Here is an 18,107-nt window from a genome sequence, read left to right on the forward strand (position 1 = left end):
GCCGGAGAAATCGTCAGGGGACCGTTTGCATCGCGGCCGCGACATGGGCGAGGCGGGCGGCGCGGTCGGCGTGGTCCGGCCGCCGGGTGGCGAGAGCCCCCGTCGCCTCGACGACGTAGGAAGCCGAGACCGTTCCCATCGCGGCGGCGATGGAGGGCGGATGGCCGGCGACGAGCCCGGCGAGGAAGCCGCCGCAGAAGGCATCGCCTGCACCGGTCGTATCGACGACCGCCGCGGGCCAGGCGGCGACGCGGATCAGTTTTCCCGTTCCCGCCTCCGCCAACAGCGCACCGCGCTCGCCGAGCTTCGCGCCCATGTGGCAGCGGTGGCGGATCGCGTTGTCCGCAAGGAAGCCCTCGATCGTCGGAGGATTCCAGATCCGGCGGATCTCCGCTTCGCTCGGGAGAAAGGCGCTGAGGTCGGCGAGGAAGGCGAGATCCTCGTAGAGGGAGGCGTCGATGAAGCGGTCGGAGAGAATGTCCATCGTCACGATCGGCCGGGAGTGGAGGGCCGAGAGCCGTGCCGCGTTCGCCCGGGAGCTCGCTGGCCCCTGCGGCGCGATGTGGAAGCCGCGAGCGCCGGAATAGACCGGCGGCAGGTCGCCGCGCTCGTTGTCGAGGTTGAGGGCGCTCTCGGAAGTCAGCTTGGGGACCTGCTGCTTGTGGACTTCGCTCTCGTGGAGGAGCCAAAGCTCGAGGCCGTTGCCCACGCTTTTCGAGATGCCGGAGGTGTCGATGCCGCGCGCGCCGATCGATCGGCACGTCTCGTCGTGATGGGGGCGTCCGGCGACCGAGTGGATGCCGACGGAGGGGCTCCAGAGCGAGGCGCCGATGGCCGAGTAGAGCGCGCCCCCGCCCGGCACGCCGAGACTGCAGGTCCCGTCCGTCAGGACGATGTCGTCCATGGTCAGCCAGCCGACCGTCACGACGTCGGTCATCGCCCCGCTCCGGCCAGGAGTGCCAGGGGCGGGCGAAGCAGGGCGGCGTAGACGAGCGCTTTCGAGAGATCGACGATGTCCGACAGGGCCGCGCGCGGCTCGCCGCGATCGAAATGGCGGTCGAAGCCGGGGAAGCCGAGAAGCAGGATGTTCGGGGTCTTCAAGAGGACGCTTACGTCGTCGCTCCTCGACGTGTAGGCGTTGTTCGATTCCTGGATGCCGACGCCGAGCTCCGGCAGCAGGCCGCAGAGATGACGGGCAAGCGCGTAGAGGGGCGGGGGCGTGACGGCGCCGCGCGCGAGGCTCGAGAACTCGCTGAGGACCGCGCCCTGGCCGATGCGGGTGGAGTTCGAAGGCCCGGCGCGCGCATCCGCCTCGCCGCCGGCCTGCTGCATGTCGGCGACGATCGCGAGATCGGGCGGGGCGAGCCGCGAGACGATGCGCGATCCGCCTCGCCCCATGACCTGGCTTCCCGTGCCGTGCGGTCCTTCCTCCTCGTCGGGAAAAGCCAGCAACGCGTCCACCCCGGCCTCGGCGATCACCGGTGCGGCAACGGCAAGGGCGGCGGCGCCGCCGGCATTGTCGAAATGCCCGGTCCACAACCCGTCCCGTCCCGGCAGGCACCGCGTGACGGGCACGACGCGGTCGCCGGCGCGCAGGCGCAGCGCCGCATCCACCGGCGCGAAGAAGGGCGCCCCGGCCTCCGACTCCAGCCAGCCCTCCGCCGCGACCGCGTAGCGCCCGCTGGACAGGTCGAAGCGATAGGCGCGCGCGGCGCGGCGGCCGTCGGCCGTCAGGTGGTAGCAGAAGGGGACGAGCGGATGGCGGTGGCCGTCGTGCGGCTGGACGAGGTAGCTGATCGTGTCGAGATGGGCGAAGTACCAGAGGCCCTTGTCACCGGACGCCGCACCGGCGGTGAGGACCGTGCTCGCGGTGTTGCCGAAGTTCGGCTCCAGCACGAGGCGGCCGTCGGACAAAGCGCCGTCGGCATCGAGCAGGTCACGCAGGACGGGGGCGCGCATGGCGCTCGCCGCCGTGGAGGGGGCCGGGGTCTCGGCGAGGGCCACGAGGTAGCGGGCGACCCGCTCGGCCGTGACGTGCCGGTCGACGAGCGGACGAAGGGCCGCCGCTTGCTGCCGCAGGGCGTGAAGGCCTTCCGCGATCGCCACAACCGGTTCCATCGCGATGGCGGCGCTCATGCACGGCCCCTTCGCGACATGAGGTAGACCGCGACGACGATCAGCGCGCCCTTGAAGAGCTGCTGGACGAAGGGGTCGACGCCGGTGAGATTCAGGATGTTGGCGAGGACGCCGATGATCAGCGTCCCGAGGAAGGTGCCCCAGACGCTGCCGACGCCGCCGAAGAGGGAGGTGCCGCCGACCACCACCGCCGCGATGGCGTCGAGCTCGTAGCCCTGCCCGGCGATCGGCGTGCCGATCGAGAGCTGCGAGGCGTAGACGAGGCCGGCAAGGCCCGACACCGCCCCGGAGATGACGTAGACCGCGGTCGTGTACGCGCGAACGGGCACGCCGGAGAGGCGCGCCGCGTCCTCGTTCGAGCCGATCGCGTAGAGGCTGCGGCCGAACGGCGTGCGGCCGAGGATCACGGCGCAGACGAGGAGGAGGGCGAGCAGGATCAGCGAGGGAATGGGGACGCCGAGGATGTAGCCGTTGCCGAGGTCGTAGAAGGACTCGTCGAGGATCGGGATCGGCGTACCGCCGGTGTAGATGAAGCAGAGGCCGCGCGCGAAGGAGAGCATGCCGAGCGTCATGATGAAGGGCGGGATGCCGGCGACGGCGACGCCGAGCCCGTTGACGAGGCCGGCCAGCACGGCGGCCCCCAGGCCGAGCGGGATCGCGATCGCCATCGGCTGGCTTTCCAGGAAACCGGCGTAGAGAACCACGGAGATGCCGAGGATCGAGCCGACCGACAGGTCGATGCCGCGCGTCAGGATGACGAAGGTCATGCCGATGGCGAGGATGCCGACGATCGCGACCTGCCGCAGGACGTTGAGGAGGTTCGGCAGGGTGAGGAAGCGGTCCGACAGGAAGGAGGCCGCGATCACGAGGATCACGAGGGCGGCGAGGACGCCGACCCGGCGCCAGGCCCTCATGAAGGACCGGCCGTCGATCCTCGAACTCTTCGGAACGTTCTGCATGGTCAGGCTCATCCGTCGTCAGGCCGCGATCGCGGCCGCCCTCATGATGGTGGCTTCGCTGGCGTCCGCCCGGGAAAGCGTCGCGGCCACCCGCCCGCCGCGCAACACGACGACGCGGTCCGACAGGCGCAGGATCTCCTCCATCTCGGAGGAGATCAGGATCACGCACATGCCGCCGGCGACGAGTTCCTCGATAAGGGCGTAGATCTCGCTCTTGGCACCGATATCGACGCCGCGCGTCGGCTCGTCGAAGATCAGGATGCGCGGCTCGACGCTGAGCGCGCGGGCGATCAGCGCTTTCTGCTGGTTGCCGCCGCTGAGGAGGCGGATCTCGGTCTCCATTCCGGCGAGGCGGATATCGAGCCGCCCGATCAGCCCGGCGACGTGCCGGCGCTCGAGCGCGGGTCTCAGCAGCCCGAAGCGCCGGAAGCGCGAAAGGGCGGAGACGACGACGTTTTCGCGCACGGAGCGATTGGGCAGGAGGCCGAGCGCCTTGCGGTCCTCGCTGACATAGGCGATCCCGTGCCTTGCCGCGGCGCCGGGACCCCTGATGCGGACGGGCTTGCCGAAGAGGCGGATCGACCCGGCGCCGAGGCTCCGGATGCCGAGGATCGCCTCCGCCACCTCCGTCCGGCCGGCCCCGACGAGGCCTGCGAGGCCGACGATCTCGCCCCGACGGGCGACGAAGGAGACGTTCTCGAAGATGCCGCGGACGGTCAGCCCCTCGACTTCCAGCGCCGGCTCGCCGCCCGGTCTCGCCCCAGCGGAATGGGCCGGGAAGCCGCGTCCGATCATGTGTGCGACGAGCCACTCCTGGTCGATGTCGCGGACCGCCGCCGTGCCGGTGCGCGTCCCGTCCCGGAGGACCGTCACGCGGTCCGCGATGCGGAAGATCTCCTCGAGGTGATGGGAGATGAAGACGATCGCGAGGCCCTCCGCCTTGAGGCGCTCGATGAGGCGGAAGAGGATCGCGACCATATCCTCGTCCAGAACCGCCGTCGGCTCGTCGAGGATCAGCACCTTGGCGTCGAAGGAGATAGCCTTGGCGATCTCGACCATCTGCTGCTGCGCGATGGAGAGCTCGCCGACGGGACGCTCCGGGTCGATCGAGATGCCGAGCCGTGCGAGAAGGTCGGCGGTGAAGGCGCGCATGCGCCGCCGGTCCACGACCCCGAGGGCGGTACGGGGGAAATGGCCGAGGAAGATGTTCTCGGCGGTGGTCAGGTGAGGCGCGAGCGAGAGCTCCTGGTGGATGACGATCACGCCGTGACCGATCGCATCGCGCGGCGAACGGAGCTGCACGGGAGTCCCGTCGATCGAGATCGTGCCGCCGTCCGGCCGGTGAATCCCTCCGAGCGCCTTGATGAGCGTCGACTTGCCGGCGCCGTTCTCGCCGACGATCGCATGGACCTCGCCGGCGTGGACGGCGAGGTCGACGCCTGAGAGGACGGTGTTCCCATCGAACACCTTGCGCAGGGCCTCAACTTCGAGACGCGCCGTGGACGTGGTCATCGAGCCGGCTGACCTTGATGCGAGGGAGGAAGGGGCGGCCGATCGGATGGCCGGCCGCGCGAGGCCTACTTGCAGGGATCGGGGGTCGGCTCGAAGTCGCCCCAGCCGCGCCCGATCCATTCATCGGCATTTTCAGCGACGACGGTCGGGGAGTCCGGGAGAAGCAGCCGCTGGCCCGGCTGGTCGTAGCTTTCCTGCCCGGGGATCGCCTGGCCCATGAGCGTGTAGAGGGCCGCACGAAGTCCGATGTCGGCGATGAAGGGCGTGTAGTTGCCATCCGCGCCGAAGGTGCCGGCCTTGACCGACTTGAAGCCGGCATTCGAGCCGTCGAACGTGTAGTGGCGGATCTTGTCGCCGCAGCGGTTGGCGCGCGCGATGGCGAGCTGGGCGCCCCAGGACGACTCCTCGGCGTGGGAGAACACGGCCGCAATGTCCGAGTTGGCCGTCAGGAAGTCCTCCATCAGCGGCACGGCGGGCTCGCGGATCCACTGCCCGTCGCCGGTCGCCAGAACTTTGATGTCCGGGTGCTTCGCGAGGACGTTCTTCATGCCCTTGTCGCGGTCGACGGCTGCGGAAGAGCCCTTGAGGCCGGTGATGACGACGATGTTGCCCTTGCCGCCGAGGTCCTTGGCCATGCGCTCGGCGACCTGCTCGGCCATGGTGACGTTGCTCTGGCCAATGAAGAGCGTCTTGGCGGCCGGCACGTCGCGGTCCATCACGACCAGCGGGATGCCGGCATCGTTGACCGCGCGGGCGGCGGGGACGAGCGCGGCCGACTCCACCGGGCTGAGCAGAACCGCGTCGACGCCGCGGGTGAGAAGGTCGCGGAGGTCGTTGCTCTGCTTGGCGACGTCGACATTGCCGTCGAGGACGACGAGCTCGACGTTCTTGTGGCGGCAGGCCTCGGCCTGCAGCGACTCCAGCATCGAGACGCGCCAGGGATGGTTGAAGGCGGTCTGGGAGAAGCCGATCGTCAGCTTCTTCTCGTCGCCGCCGACGAGCACCGGGCCTTCGGGCAGCGGCAGGATGTCCTTGAAGGGCAGCTTGTCGTAGCCGGCGAGCAGCGTCTCGCAGGTCTTGCCGGAGACGGGCAGGACCTCCTGCGCATGGGCAGCGCCGGCAAGCAGCGCGGCGAAGGAGACGGCGAGGGAAAGACGTCTGAGCATGCGGGCGGCCCTTTCACGATGGCGGCAGATCGCCGTTGGAGATGCGGAAAGTCCTCGTCGGTCTCTTCGCCCCGCCGTGCGGGACGATGGTTCGCGTCGATGGGTTCGGGGTCAGCGCCCGGCGAGCCAGGTCGCGATGTTGACCCAGAGCTTCGGGTAACCCTCCCAGGAGACGAAGGCGGGCGGTCCCCAGTGCGGGCCGCAGTCGGAGGCGAAGACCGCGCTGCGGCCGCCTCCGACCTCGCGCGTCGCGATGAAGGGATGGTCGCCGAAGCTCGCGACGAGACGGGCGTCGGGGCGGAGCGTCGACTTGTTGTAGCCGAGGAAGTGCGGCCACTCGCCGAGCCCCGCGACGATCGGATGTGCCGCGTCGTGGATGCGGGGATGGATGCCCTGCGGCTGCTCGCTGCGGTCGTCCGAGGCCTGGAGCGCGACGGGCAGGACCTCGTCCACCGGGCTCTGGAAGTAGTTGCCCTTGGCCTGGATGCCCTGGAAGGTGAGATAGCCCCCGACCATCAGGAGTCCGCCGCCGCCGCGCACGAAGTCGGCGATCAGTTCCAGGCGGTTCGCGGTCGGCTCGGAGCGCACGGCGGTGCGCTCCGGAAGAAGCAGGGTGTTGGCGCCGATGTCGGACAAGACGACCACGTCGAAGGCGCCGAGTTCCTCGGCCGTCGTCGGGAAGGCGTTCGCGGCGATATGGCTCGGCTGATAGGTCACCTCCACGCCGCCGTTGCGCAGGGCCGCGATCATCTCCGTCCCGCCCTCGTGGTAGGACGACATCTCGAAGGAGTCGAAACCCTTGATGTGGAGGCTTCGCGTCACCCAGGACTCGCCGGCGAAGAGAAGTCTGATCGCATCAGCCAAAGGCATCACCCCATGCTTCGCCACGACGCTCTCCCGGTTGCGGGCCGGCCTTCCCCGTATTGTTCGATGCGCCTTCTCCGGGTTAAGGACAGGGCGTCATCGGGAGGCCGACGTGCACGGACAAGACGATCGAGACGATCTCCTCAAATGTCATGACGTTCGGACGTCATGACTGGAGCTTGGTACGATCCGCTGACGAAGTCCAGCCCCCTTCCGCTCTGGTTTCAACTGGCCGAGCGATTGCGGGGAGCGATCGCCGACGGCGTCTTCAAATCGGGCGAAGCGCTGCCCTCCGAAGCGAAGCTGAACGAGACGTTCGGCATCAGCCGCGCCACCTCCCGCGCCGCGCTCGACGCGCTGGAACAGGACGGGCTCGTCGTGCGCCGCTCCGGCAAGGGATCGATTGTGCTGGCGACGCGCGTCGACCAGCCGGCCAACGAGATGCTGGGCTTTGCTGACGACATGCATCGCCGCGGACTGAAGCCGTCCTACGAGACGCTGTCCGCCGGCAAGGTGCGCGCGACGCCGGAGGTGGCGGAGGCTTTCGGCGTGCGCGCCGGCAGCCCGGTCTTCCAGTCCCGCAGGCTCCTGAAGGCGGACGACGTGCCGATCGGATGCGCGGTCTCGTGGCTCTCCCCAGCGCTCCTGAAGGGCCGCAAGCCGCCATCCGAGAGCGAACTGCGGGAAGGGTCGCTTTATGCCTGGCTGGCCAATCACTGCCAGGTGCGCATCGCGGGCGCCAAGGAGTTCATTGAAGCGGCCATCGTGGAGGATGAGATGGCCGCGGCTCTTCAATTCCCGAAGGGCAGTGCTGTTCTTATTGTCAGGCGCCGTTCCCATCAGGGAGATGGATCGCCCGTCGAATATGTCGTCCTGCATTTCCGGGCCGATCGCTACAGGTTCCACTTGGAGTCCGGCACGAGCGCGTGATCGGGCGCCTGGAAGTCATGGCGGGGTGGAGCTTCGCCCTGCCTCGCCGTCCAACTCGCTGTCGTTGCGCTGGCGCAGACTGTGCGGCCGGACGTTGGGCTGGGGGTAGGGTGTGGCGGGTTCGGCGATCGCTTTTCCGTAGCGCTGTCGGCACGGCGTGCAGCTCCTGCAGCTTCATAGCGGGGACGAACATCATCACCCGCGAGGCGCATACCAATGAGTTGAGACGCCGCGACGCCGAAGAGCGCGATGTCGACGTTTGCACGAAGACGCGCATCATCTGCTAGCGTCGGAGGGAAACGGCATGAGAACTGCGTCGGTCACGCGGTGCGGGTCGTAACCGGAGCCGCACCCAATTGCCGGCCGTCGAGCGGGATCAGGGTCATGGTGGATGAGGGAAGCGGAGGACCGTCCGCAATCAGGCAAACCCCCGGGCAAGCGCATTGTCGCCACGGAGTCGAGCGCGGAAGGGCAGCTATATTAAACAGAAAGTCGCATAGCTGCCGGCCCGCTTTCGGCCCTCCGTCGACCTTCAAGCATAGAAGAGGCTGCACAGTTGCCCGGAGGGCTCGTTGAAGCAGGAGCTATCCAACGTCGGTCCAGCACCGATCCTGTCTCTTCCGGAAGCTCGCTTACCGGTTTTTTCGCTCCTGCGATCCCATCTCACCGCGTACAACCCGGCAGGCCCGCCCGCTCAGATGGCGAGCGAGCCTCCATGTGAGGGAGCTATTCAGAACCCATCACCAGACCTTCGATGTCATGCTTCTGCGTGATTGGCACCAGTTCCTCGACCACGCGGCAGACGAGGTGGTCTCGCACCGACTGTGGCAGTCCATCGTAGAAGGCACGGGTGACCATCATGTCGTGGAGCTCCGCGTGGCCAGCGCCCGGTGCATCGACCCCAAGCACCAGGACAGGGCGAGAAATCGGCGATGGATGCGCCGTGCCCCGGTGCATCATCAGAGCCGAGCGGCAGGAAATGTCACCCATCGAGGGATACTTGCGCGTCGCACGCTCTTCGTAACGGCCCCAGAGCGAGCGGTCCGGGAACATCTCGTGCTTCCATTCGCGCCCGTCGTCCCACTGTGTGCCGGGAGCGCATTCGAAGGGGCCCATGTCCTGGGTCACGTCGACACCCGTCAGGTTGAACGCGAGCGAGGTGATCTTCTTGTTCTGCCAGGAGTCCTGGGGGGAGGGGAAGTCGCGGTGCCAAGGCTGGTTCTCGGCGCCTTGGAAGGGCGTGTCGAAGCCGATCTCGACGATCTGGTAATCCGGTCCGCAGACCGCCTCGCACATGCCGGCGACCCAAGGGTGGGTGACGAGGTCCGTGAAACCGGAGATGGCCTCCGGGTGCAATTCCACATACCAGCGCCGGGGACCGCGCGTCACGGCGCCGCCCGGACGCTGGATCGCCTCCCAGAACGAGGTCATCATGTCCTCGCGCATCTGTTCGGTCCATTCCCGCGAGAAGGCGCCCTTCAGGCCGGTGATGCCGTCGCGATAGAGCGTGTCCACGCTCGCCCGGATATCGAAGCTCGGCAGTTCATGGGATTTCTGGAGTGCGGACATGACCATTCCCTTTGCTTAGAAGTCGTCGGAGGTCTTGGCGATCTTCGCCTGAAGGAGGACGAAGAGGAGAAGGAACAGCCCGCGGATCACCGACTGCCAGTAGGCCGAGAGGGAGATCCAGCCCTTGCCGTTCTCGAAGTTGAGGAGGTTGAAGAGGAGCGCAAGGAGCATGGCGCCCGCGAAGGTCGCACCGACGGAACCAGAACCGCCGGTGAGAAGGGTGCCGCCGACCACGACCGCAGCGATGGCGAAGAGCTCCCAGCCCACGCCCTCCGTCGGCTGACCCGCGCCGAACTGAGCGGCGAGGATGACGCCGGCAAGACCGGCCAGTGCGCCGGAGGCGAGATAAACGCCGAGCTTCAGCCGGTCGACGTTCAGGCCCATCAGGCGCGAGGCGTCCTCCGCTCCGCCGACGGCGAGCACCCGGCGGCCGGTGCGGGTCCGCTCCAGGACGACCCATCCGACGAGATAGGCCGCGACCATGACGAGCGCCGGCATGGGCAGGGCGAACAGATCGCCTTGGCCGAACTCGGTGAAGGCCGTGTCGTAGGAAGCCGACACGGACTGGTTGTCGGCCAGCAAAAGGGCCGACCCATAGGCCGCCAGCATGGTGGCGAGCGTCGCGATGAAGGGCGCGATGCCGAGCCGCGTGACGATGACGCCGTTCAGGAGCCCGGCGACGAGACCCGTCGCGGTGCCGGCCACCACGCCGGCAAGGAGGCCGTAGGGCGAGGCGAGAGCCGCCACGACGCTGGCGAGCGCCGCGACGGCGCCGACGGACAGATCGATGCCGCCGGTGATGATCACGAAGGTCATGCCGAGCGCGATCAGCGCGAACATCGCGTTGTATCTGAGGAAGCTCAGGATGTTGTATTCCGACAGGAAGTTGTCGTAGCGCGCCCAGCCGAAGAGCACGAGTAGCACGAGGGCGGCGACGACGCCGACCTTGGCGATGTCTTGCGGCGAGGCGAAGGGCGTGCGGGGCGAGGCGGATGGGTTGAGGGACATCAGCCGGCCTTTCCGAGGGAGCGCTGCTGGATCCAGACGGCGGTTACGATCAGCGCCGCCTTGACGACGAGGGCTGCGGCATCCGGCACGCCGTTGGCCAGAAGCGTGTAGCGTACGAGCTGGATGACGAGAGCGCCGAGCAACGTGCCGACCATCGAGGCACGGCCGCCCGACAGAAGCGTGCCGCCGACCGCGACGGCCGCGATGGCATCGAGTTCCATGCCGAGGCCGACGAGGTTGGCGTCGCTCGCTCCGTTGCGGGCGATCACGACGAGGCCCGCAAGGCCGGCAAGCGCGCCGCTCGCCACATAGGCCAGGGCGCGCACGCGCCGCACCGAGATGCCGGAAAGATGGGCCGCGCGCGCATTGCCGCCGACGGCGATGAGCTGGCGCCCATACAGCGTCTTCGTCAGGACGAAGGCGCCGACGGCGACGATCAGCACCATGAGCACGACCTGGATCGGCACGCCCGCGATGCGGCCGAGCCCGATCGCCTGGAAGCCCGGCTCGCGGAAGACCTGGAGATTGCCGTTGGTCACGACCTGCGCGATGCCGCGCCCTGCGATGAAGAGAACAAGGGTCGCGACGATCGGCTGGATGGAGAAGCGCGTCACCAGCCAGCCGTTGAAGAGGCCGAGCAGCGCTGCGACGAGAACCGGCAGAACGAAGGCGAGCGCGATGCCGACCCCGTGCGAGGGCAGCGGGAACAGGGCGCCGGTGAAGACGAGCGGTGCCAGTGCCCCGGAGATCGCCATCAGCGAGCCGACCGAGAGGTCGATGCCTCCGGATGCGACCACCAGCGTCATGCCGACCGCGACGATGACGATCGCGCAGGCCTGCGTCAGGTTCACGTTCAGGGTCTGCCAGGACAGGAAGTTCGGCGTGAAGACGGCGTTGAAGGCGAGAAGCAGAAGCAGCGCCACGACGACGCCGTAGCGGCGCACCAGCTCGGCCGTGTTGGGGCGGGCGCGGGAGCTGCGAGCCGGGGCGGTTGCTGCGAGGGTCGGGTGGCTCATCGCGCGGTGGTTCCCTGCACGGCTCGTGGTGCGTCGGCTGCCATGGCCGAAAGGATCGCGGGTTCCGAAATGCCGTCGCCGGACAGTTCTGCGACCGTCTGCCCGTCGGCAAGCACGGTGACGCGGTCAGCCAAGCTCAGCACTTCCTCGATCTCCGAGGAGATCATCAGGACGCCGAGCCCATCCTTCGATAGTTCGCGCAGGAGGGTCAGGATTTCCGCCTTGGCGCCGATATCGATGCCACGGGTCGGCTCGTCGACGATCAGGAGGCGCGGGTTCATGGCGAGCCAGCGAGCGAGCAGCACCTTCTGCTGGTTGCCGCCCGACAGTTCGCGGATCTTCTGGTCGGGCGAGGCGAGCTTGATGCCGAGCCGCTTCACGAAGCGATCGACCACGGCCCGCTGCGCCGCCTCATCCACCAGGCCCGCCTTCGCAAGGCGCGGCATCAGGGCGAGCGTCAGGTTCTCGGCGACGCTCATGTCGGGCACGATCCCCTCGATCTTGCGATCCTCGCTGCAGAAGCCGAAGCCGGCGGCGATCGCCTCGGCCGGGCCGGAGAAGACGCGCGGGCTCCCATCAAGATGGAGCGTTCCGGCATCGGGCCGGTCGGCGCCGAAGACGATGCGGGCGGTCTCCGTGCGCCCCGAGCCGAGGAGTCCGGCCAAGGCCACCACTTCCCCACGCCCGACGGAGACGCTGGCCCCGTTCAGCCGGCGTCCGGCGACGAGGTCGCGCGCGTCGAGGAGGGCTTCGCGCCCCGTGCCGTCCTGAGACCCGCCGAGCCGCCTCTCGGCTTCCGCCAGCGTGCGGCCGAGCATGGCGGTGACGAGGTCGATCTTGGCGATCTCGCTCATGCGGTGGACGCCGACCGTCTGGCCGTCGCGCATGACGGTGACGCGGTCGCAGACGGCGTAGAGCTCGTCCATGCGATGGCTGACGAAGAGAACGGCAACGCCTTCCGCCGTGAGCTTGCGGATCGTGGCGAACAGGGTCTCGACCTCGCGCTCGTCCAGCGACGAGGTGGATTCGTCCATGATGACGAGGCGCGCGCGCATCGACAGAGCGCGGGCGATCGCCACCATCTGGCGCGTGGCGGCATTGAAGCGCCCGAGCGGCAGGGACACGTCGACGGCCAAGCCGAAGCCGGCGAGCAGCCGTTCGGCCTCGCGCGCCATGGCGCGGCGGTCGGTGAGGCCGAAGCGGGTCAACTCGCGGCCGAGAAAGATGTTCTCCGTCACCGAGCGCTGCGCGACGAGATTGATCTCCTGGTAGATCGTGGCGATGCCCGACCCCTGCGCCGCACCGGGGCTGGCAAAGTCCACCGGCTTGCCGTCGAGCGTGATCGCCCCGCCATCACGCCGATAGGCGCCGGTCAGGATCTTGATGAGGGCGGATTTTCCCGCGCCGTTCTGGCCGATCAGGGCCATGACTTCGCCGGGCTCGATCTCCAGCGAGGCGCCGGACAAGGCCGGCACGCCGGAAAAGGACTTCTCGATCTCGCGCATCGAAACGAGCGCCATGGCCTTGGTCTCCACTGTTCGGTCTGCGCCCGGCCGGAGCCGGGCAGCAAGGTCGGTGCGAACCCTGGAGGTCAGTAGGCGTTGGCGACTTCGGTCGAGGCGTTCGACTTGTCGTAGAAGGCATCGACGTTCTTGACCCAGGGCTCGATCGTCTCGCCGGCCGCATAGCGGTTCAAGGTCTCGAAGGCCTTGGGGCCGAAGCGCGGGTTGCACTCGACGACGGCGGCGATCTTGCCGTCCACGACCGCCTGCACGGCCTCCTTGCCGCCGTCGATCGACAGGACCATGATGTCCTTGCCCGGCACTTTGCCGGCTGCCTCGATGGCGGCGATGGCGCCCATCGCCATCTCGTCGTTGTGGGCATAGACGACGTCGGCGTCCGGATGCGCCTGAAGCAGCGCCTCTGCCACCTGGCGGCCCTTGTCGCGGGCGAAGTCGCCGGACTGGGAGGCGACGACCGTGAAGTTGGCCTTGCCGGCCAGCCCGTCCTCGAAGCCCTTCTTGCGGTCGTTGGCCGGCGAGGAGCCGGTGGTGCCTTCAAGCTGGATGATCTTGGCACCGTCCGGCTTTTCCTTGGCCAGGAACTCCGCAACGCGCCGTCCCTCGTCCACGAAGTCCGAGCCGATGAAGGTCACGTAGTCGCGACCCGCCTTGGCGAGGGCGGGATCGACGTTGCGATCGAGCAGGATGACCGGAATGCCGGCACGGGCGGCGGCGCGCACGGCCGGAATCAGAGGCTTTTCCTCGCGCGGGGCGAGAAAGATGAGATCTACGCCCTGTGCGATCATGGAATTGACGTCGGCGACCTGCTTGGCAGCCGAGCCGGCGGCATCGGTGTAGACGAGCTGGTGACCGAGCTTCTTGGCCTCGTCCTGCATGCTCTGCGTCTGGGCGATGCGCCAGGGATTGTTGCTCTCGGTCTGGGCGAAGCCGACCTTGTAGCTGTCCTTCTTTTCGAGCTTCGGCAGCTCCTGCGCGCCGGCCGGCAGCGAGGCGGCCAGCGACATGGCGGCAAACAGCGTGGATGCCAGAAGCACGGCACGGCGTGTCGGTGCGAACATATGATTCCTCCCCAGGAAGGGCGACCGCTTGGGATCTCCCGCCGCCCGGGTACAGAGAAGCTGATAATAATATTATCAGTCAATCGATAATTTTATCAGCCACGCAACGAGATGGCTTTTGACGCGAAGGCTGACACAAGGGGATGGTGTGCCAAGCCGCTTCGGCCGGACGAAGGAGACTGACGTGCAGAGAAAACCGGATGAAGATCGCATCCGGCGGGTCCAGGACGCCAAGGCTTCCGAGCGGCGCCCGACGATGATCGAGGTCGCTCGGCTCGCGGGCGTCTCGCAGTCCAGCGTGTCCATGGTGCTCAACCGCATGGAGGGCGCGCGGATCACGGATGCGACGCGCCAGCGTGTCGAGGAGGCGGCCCGCACGCTTGGCTACGAACTGCCCGGCCGCCGCCGGCTTCGACACCGGGACCTGGAACGGCGGACGATCGCCTATCTGGTGGACGAGATCTCGACCAGCCCGCATCCCGTCGTCAATCTTGATGGCGCGCGCGACGCAGGCTGGGAACAGGGCTATCTGGTCAGCGCCCATGTGACGCGATCGGACCCGGCGCTGGAGGCGACGACGCTGGCAGCCATCCTTGCCGATCCGTCGGTTCTGGGCATCGTCTATTCCACCATCTTCACGCGCCGGATAACCCCGCCCGAGCCCTTGCGCAGTCTGCCGAGCGTCCTTCTCAACTGCTACGATGAGGAGCGCTCTCTTTCGGCCGTGCTGCCGGCGGAAGTCATCGGCGGCTTCACCGCGACCACCCATCTGACGGAACTCGGGCATCGCCGGATCGGCTTCATCAACGGCGAGCCGTGGATGGACGCGGCCGCCGACCGGCTGGTCGGTTACCGCCAGGGGCTGGCGACCTCGGACCTGCCATTCGACGAAAGCCTCGTGCGCCATGGCGACTGGTATCCGACGAGCGGCTACCAGCACGCGAAGGAACTCCTGACGCGTGCCGACCGGCCGACGGCCATCTTCTGCGCCAGCGACCAGATGGCGGTCGGTGCGCTGGAGGCGGCCGTGGAGCTGGGCCTGAAGGTACCGGACGACGTGTCGATCCTCGGCTACGACAACCAGGAACTGGCGCGTTACACCAACCCACCTTTGTCCACCGTGGTTCTTCCGAACTACGAGATGGGCCGCCGTGCCGTCGAGACGCTGATCCGCCTCGCCAATGCCAACAAGCCTGCTCGCCCGCATCTCATCAAGATCGACGGCCCTTTGGTCGCGCGTAACACGACGGGGCATCGCTCGGCGGCAGCTTCGAAGAGGTGAACGATCTAGAGGCTGTTAGCGCCTGATCCAGTCGAGGGCTGCGGCGAGGCAGGGGACGCCGAGATCGGCCAAGCGCTTCACGGCCGTCTCGCACTCTTGCAGATCCCCCTTTCGGCCGGCGCCCGCCGCTTGTCTGTGGGCGCGGACGTTGGTTCCGTCCGGGAATACCATGCCGAGCCTGACGCCGCGCTCCTGAACCAGTGGCAGCCGCTTTTCCCCGACGCCGAGCCGCAACTAGCGGATGAAGGTCTGCGCCGCCATCCACCTGGGCCGAACTCGGCCGGCGGCGATCGCCGCATCGCCCCGTTCTGGTGACGCCGGAAGATCGCCTCGATGGTTCGGCGAAGGCGCGGGCTCGGAACCGTCGCATGCGGGCGGAACGCTTCGATCAGCGGTTCCAGATCAGACCATCGCTCGTCGCCCGGCATCTGCACTCTCCCTCATCGGAAAAGCCAGCGACATGAGGACCGGCTTCAAACGCTCAAAGCCCCGAAGGCCCGGCGATGAGGATCAGGGGGCATGATCTCGAAATGGTGGAAAGCGGATGTCGCATCGGGAGGGTGCAACGTATCGTTTCGTCGACAGGAGCGGATATGGTCTGCCAGGGCTACGACATGGGGTGGAAAGAGGCGATCGAGCGGATCCACCGGACGGCGGAAATTCGCAAGGGAAACGCCGGAGACGGCAATGACACCGTTGTCCCGTACGGAAGGGAGAATGGCTCCGCGTTCGAACGGTAGGTGACCGGGTCATCCCATGGGATGACCCGGTCAACAACGGGGTCCCCGCTACTTCATGTTGGCTTCGAAAATCCGGTCGAACTCGCCCGTCGCCTTGGCGAGGTGCAGCCACTGATCGACGTAGGCCTTGAACTCGACGTCGCCGCGCGGCAGCAGAAAGCCCATCTCGCCATACTGGAGTGGCTGGTCGGGGTTCACCGCGCACAAGCCGGGATGCAGCTTCTCCTGAAGCTTCACCTCGACGGACTCGGCGACCATGACGTCGGCGCGGTTCTCGGCGATCTCCTGCCAGATGACCCGGTTGTCCGGGAAGAGCTGGATCTGCGCGTTCGCGAGGTTGGCCCGGGCGAACTTCTCGTTCGTGCCGCCGGGGTTCACGACGACCCGCGTCGCCGGCTGGTTGATCGCCTCGGCGGTCTGGTACTTCGAGACGTCGTCGCAGCGCACGATGGGCGCCTTGCCGTTCACGAGGTAGCCTTCGCTGAAGAACGCCTCGCGCTGACGCGGCAGCGTCACGGAGATGCCGCTCATCGCGACGTCGCACTTCGCCTTGAAGTCGGCCATCAGGTCCGACCACTTCGTCTGGATGAAGACGGCTTCCGCGTCGAGCGACTTGGCCAGCGAGCGGCCGAGGTCGATATCGATGCCCACGAAGTCGTTGGCGCCGTCCGGGCGGTACGAGAACGGGCGGTAGTCGCCCGTCGTGCACACGTTCAGGATTTTACGCTCGAGCACCTCGTCGAGCCGCGATTTGGATGGCATCTCCTGAGAGAGCGCCTGCGTTGCTGCGACGGCCAAAGTGATACCGATCGCAACCCGTGATGTCCGATAGCCCAACGCCATTCCGTCCGCCCTATGCCACGTGATTCTGCTGGCAGCAGCCTACGGTTGGTGGTGTCGAGCGTCCAGTTCGACGCACTCCGCAGGAGTGTGATGCGTTGGTCGCGACGTCGTTGGCGATCAACGTCGTCGTCTTTCCATGCGCCTGCGTCCCGGAGCGGTATTCACTCGTTCGGACGACTACACGATCAGCCGTATCCGACGCGTTCGGCTAGGCGCCGGCGGCACTTCCCGCGTTCGCGGCTGACGACCGAACGATCATTCCCCCTTGGGGTCTTCGAACGCAAATCCCTGCCTTCAGATCGCCCGTCGAACATATTTATATATCGACTGTGTAGATATATTAGGCCTTCGGGCTGCGTGGTGAGACGAGGGGACCGTATGCTGGATCGCCGCCAATTCATCCTGTCGACGCTGGCCGTCGTCAGCGTCTCGATCCCGGGACGCGCGTTCGCCGTCGGCGAGGCTGCCGCGGCTCCGCTGACCGTCGCCGACCAGAGCGAGCTCCTGCGCAACCTGTTCGAGGCGAGCGGCGAGGCCGCAAAGCTGGGCTCGCCGGTTGCTTTCCCGAACTTCGCGGGTGGTCCAGCGATCCTGGAGGCCATGCGCGCCGGGGCGCTCGACCTCGCTTATGTCGGCGACACGCCGCCGATCCAAGCGCGAGCGTCCGGCACCCTCCTGCCGATCGTTGCGACTTTCACGCGGCCGGTCGCCGAGTACCGTCTCACGAGCCGGCCGGGTCTGGTCATCGAGAAGCTCGCTGAGTTGAAGGGCAAAAAGGTGAGCTACGTCGAGGGCTCGGGCCGGCAGGCCTTCCTGATCGAGGCGTTGAACCGCGCCGGCCTGAAGCTCGACGACGTGGAAAGGGTCAACCTTCGCGTCGCCGACCTGCCGGACGCGATCCGCACCGGGGCGGTGGACGTCGCGGTGTTGCAGGAACCGTTCGTCACGCGTCTGACGAAGCAGGTCGGCGCTGCCCAGGTGCGCGACCCGGAAGAGCGTCGCCTCCTGCCGAGCACCAGCTATATCTACGCCCGGCCGGAGGTGCTGGCTGATCCCCCAAAGGCGGCCGCGATCGGTCCGTTCCTGTCGGCGTTCGTTCGGGCGGGCAACTGGTCCAACGCGAACCGGGACGCTTGGGGCGAGCACTACTACTCCGGCTTCCAGCGTCTTCCGCCGGAGGACACCGCGTCGATCCTTGCCGCCCAGGCGCCCGTCTCCTTCCAGACCTCGGCGGAAGCGATCCCGCACCATCAGCGTCTGATCGACATCCTCTACCAGGCCGGGTCGCTTCCCCAGCGCTTCGACGCCGCGGGCTCCTTCGTCGACACGTTCGATCCGGTGATCGTGGCCAGCCGCTGACCTTATCCCTTTCGACCCGGAGGCATCCGATGTCCGACTTGGCGATCCGAACCGCGGCGCACCATGCGCCACCGCGGCACGCGGTGGATCTCGTTCCTGCGGCTGGTCCGAGGAGCCGGCGCTCCGGCCCGGCCCGCAGGCT

General features: G+C 67.6%; 15 protein-coding genes and 1 pseudogene. 3 read left to right on the top strand and 13 right to left on the bottom strand.

From position 1 onward, the window contains the following. Window positions 1-13: 13 nt before the first annotated feature. From AUL34_RS14675 to AUL34_RS14700, 6 genes are all read right to left on the bottom strand, one after another. On the bottom strand, window positions 14-937 hold the full coding sequence (locus AUL34_RS14675) for a carbohydrate kinase family protein (protein WP_061935088.1): 924 nt from the start codon (window positions 935-937) through the stop codon (window positions 14-16). Beyond that, window positions 934-2,136: a hypothetical protein gene (locus tag AUL34_RS14680; RefSeq protein ID WP_061935090.1), complete on the bottom strand. Its 1,203-nt coding sequence runs from the start codon at window positions 2,134-2,136 to the stop codon at window positions 934-936. Before AUL34_RS14680 ends, AUL34_RS14675 begins: the two co-directional genes overlap by 4 nt. Beyond that, complete coding sequence (locus AUL34_RS22635) at window positions 2,133-3,095, bottom strand: ABC transporter permease (RefSeq protein ID WP_244492587.1); 963 nt, start codon at window positions 3,093-3,095, stop codon at window positions 2,133-2,135. Before AUL34_RS22635 ends, AUL34_RS14680 begins: the two co-directional genes overlap by 4 nt. A gap of 18 nt (window positions 3,096-3,113) precedes the next feature. Then, complete coding sequence (locus AUL34_RS22640) at window positions 3,114-4,607, bottom strand: sugar ABC transporter ATP-binding protein (RefSeq protein WP_061935092.1); 1,494 nt, start codon at window positions 4,605-4,607, stop codon at window positions 3,114-3,116. Between the two features lie 65 nt (window positions 4,608-4,672). Beyond that, on the bottom strand, window positions 4,673-5,773 hold the full coding sequence (locus tag AUL34_RS14695; protein ID WP_061935095.1) for a substrate-binding domain-containing protein: 1,101 nt from the start codon (window positions 5,771-5,773) through the stop codon (window positions 4,673-4,675). Between the two features lie 111 nt (window positions 5,774-5,884). Continuing rightward, entirely contained in the window at window positions 5,885-6,661 is a 777-nt protein-coding gene (locus tag AUL34_RS14700) for a glutamine amidotransferase (RefSeq protein ID WP_244492588.1), read from the bottom strand. 144 nt (window positions 6,662-6,805) lie between these two features. Between AUL34_RS14700 and AUL34_RS14705 the strand changes: the two genes are divergently transcribed. Further along, the gene (locus tag AUL34_RS14705) at window positions 6,806-7,567 is read left to right on the top strand and encodes a GntR family transcriptional regulator (RefSeq protein ID WP_082653404.1); all 762 of its coding nucleotides are present in this window, start codon (window positions 6,806-6,808) and stop codon (window positions 7,565-7,567) included. A gap of 726 nt (window positions 7,568-8,293) precedes the next feature. On the opposite strand, the gene AUL34_RS14710 is transcribed toward AUL34_RS14705, so the two are convergent. From AUL34_RS14710 to AUL34_RS14730, 5 genes are all read right to left on the bottom strand, one after another. Continuing rightward, a complete protein-coding gene (locus AUL34_RS14710; protein ID WP_192845766.1) occupies window positions 8,294-9,136 on the bottom strand; it encodes a phytanoyl-CoA dioxygenase family protein in 843 nt (280 codons plus the stop codon). A 15-nt stretch (window positions 9,137-9,151) separates the two neighbouring features. Beyond that, window positions 9,152-10,144 (bottom strand): ABC transporter permease, encoded by a 993-nt coding sequence (locus tag AUL34_RS14715; RefSeq protein WP_061935102.1) that lies wholly within the window; start codon window positions 10,142-10,144, stop codon window positions 9,152-9,154. After that, the gene (locus tag AUL34_RS14720) at window positions 10,144-11,160 is read right to left on the bottom strand and encodes an ABC transporter permease (RefSeq protein ID WP_061935104.1); all 1,017 of its coding nucleotides are present in this window, start codon (window positions 11,158-11,160) and stop codon (window positions 10,144-10,146) included. The genes AUL34_RS14715 and AUL34_RS14720 overlap by 1 nt, the downstream gene beginning before the upstream one ends. Next, the gene (locus AUL34_RS14725; protein ID WP_061935106.1) at window positions 11,157-12,680 is read right to left on the bottom strand and encodes a sugar ABC transporter ATP-binding protein; all 1,524 of its coding nucleotides are present in this window, start codon (window positions 12,678-12,680) and stop codon (window positions 11,157-11,159) included. The genes AUL34_RS14720 and AUL34_RS14725 overlap by 4 nt, the downstream gene beginning before the upstream one ends. A 71-nt stretch (window positions 12,681-12,751) precedes the next feature. Beyond that, window positions 12,752-13,741: an ABC transporter substrate-binding protein gene (locus AUL34_RS14730; protein WP_061935108.1), complete on the bottom strand. Its 990-nt coding sequence runs from the start codon at window positions 13,739-13,741 to the stop codon at window positions 12,752-12,754. A 184-nt stretch (window positions 13,742-13,925) separates the two neighbouring features. Here AUL34_RS14730 and AUL34_RS14735 point away from each other — a divergent pair, with 184 nt between their 5' ends. Continuing rightward, on the top strand, window positions 13,926-15,023 hold the full coding sequence (locus AUL34_RS14735) for a LacI family DNA-binding transcriptional regulator (protein ID WP_244492589.1): 1,098 nt from the start codon (window positions 13,926-13,928) through the stop codon (window positions 15,021-15,023). 61 nt (window positions 15,024-15,084) lie between these two features. Here the strand turns inward: AUL34_RS14735 and AUL34_RS22875 are convergent. Next, window positions 15,085-15,451 (bottom strand): annotated as a pseudogene (locus AUL34_RS22875) (transposase); the annotation flags it as partial. 360 nt (window positions 15,452-15,811) lie between these two features. Next, window positions 15,812-16,525 (bottom strand): transporter substrate-binding domain-containing protein, encoded by a 714-nt coding sequence (locus tag AUL34_RS14750; RefSeq protein ID WP_244492590.1) that lies wholly within the window; start codon window positions 16,523-16,525, stop codon window positions 15,812-15,814. A 459-nt stretch (window positions 16,526-16,984) separates the two neighbouring features. Between AUL34_RS14750 and AUL34_RS14755 the strand changes: the two genes are divergently transcribed. Beyond that, window positions 16,985-17,965 (top strand): ABC transporter substrate-binding protein, encoded by a 981-nt coding sequence (locus AUL34_RS14755; RefSeq protein ID WP_061935114.1) that lies wholly within the window; start codon window positions 16,985-16,987, stop codon window positions 17,963-17,965. The last annotated feature ends 142 nt before the right edge of the window (window positions 17,966-18,107 follow it).

This window comes from Aureimonas sp. AU22 (assembly GCF_001463745.1).
Classification (GTDB): domain Bacteria; phylum Pseudomonadota; class Alphaproteobacteria; order Rhizobiales; family Rhizobiaceae; genus Aureimonas.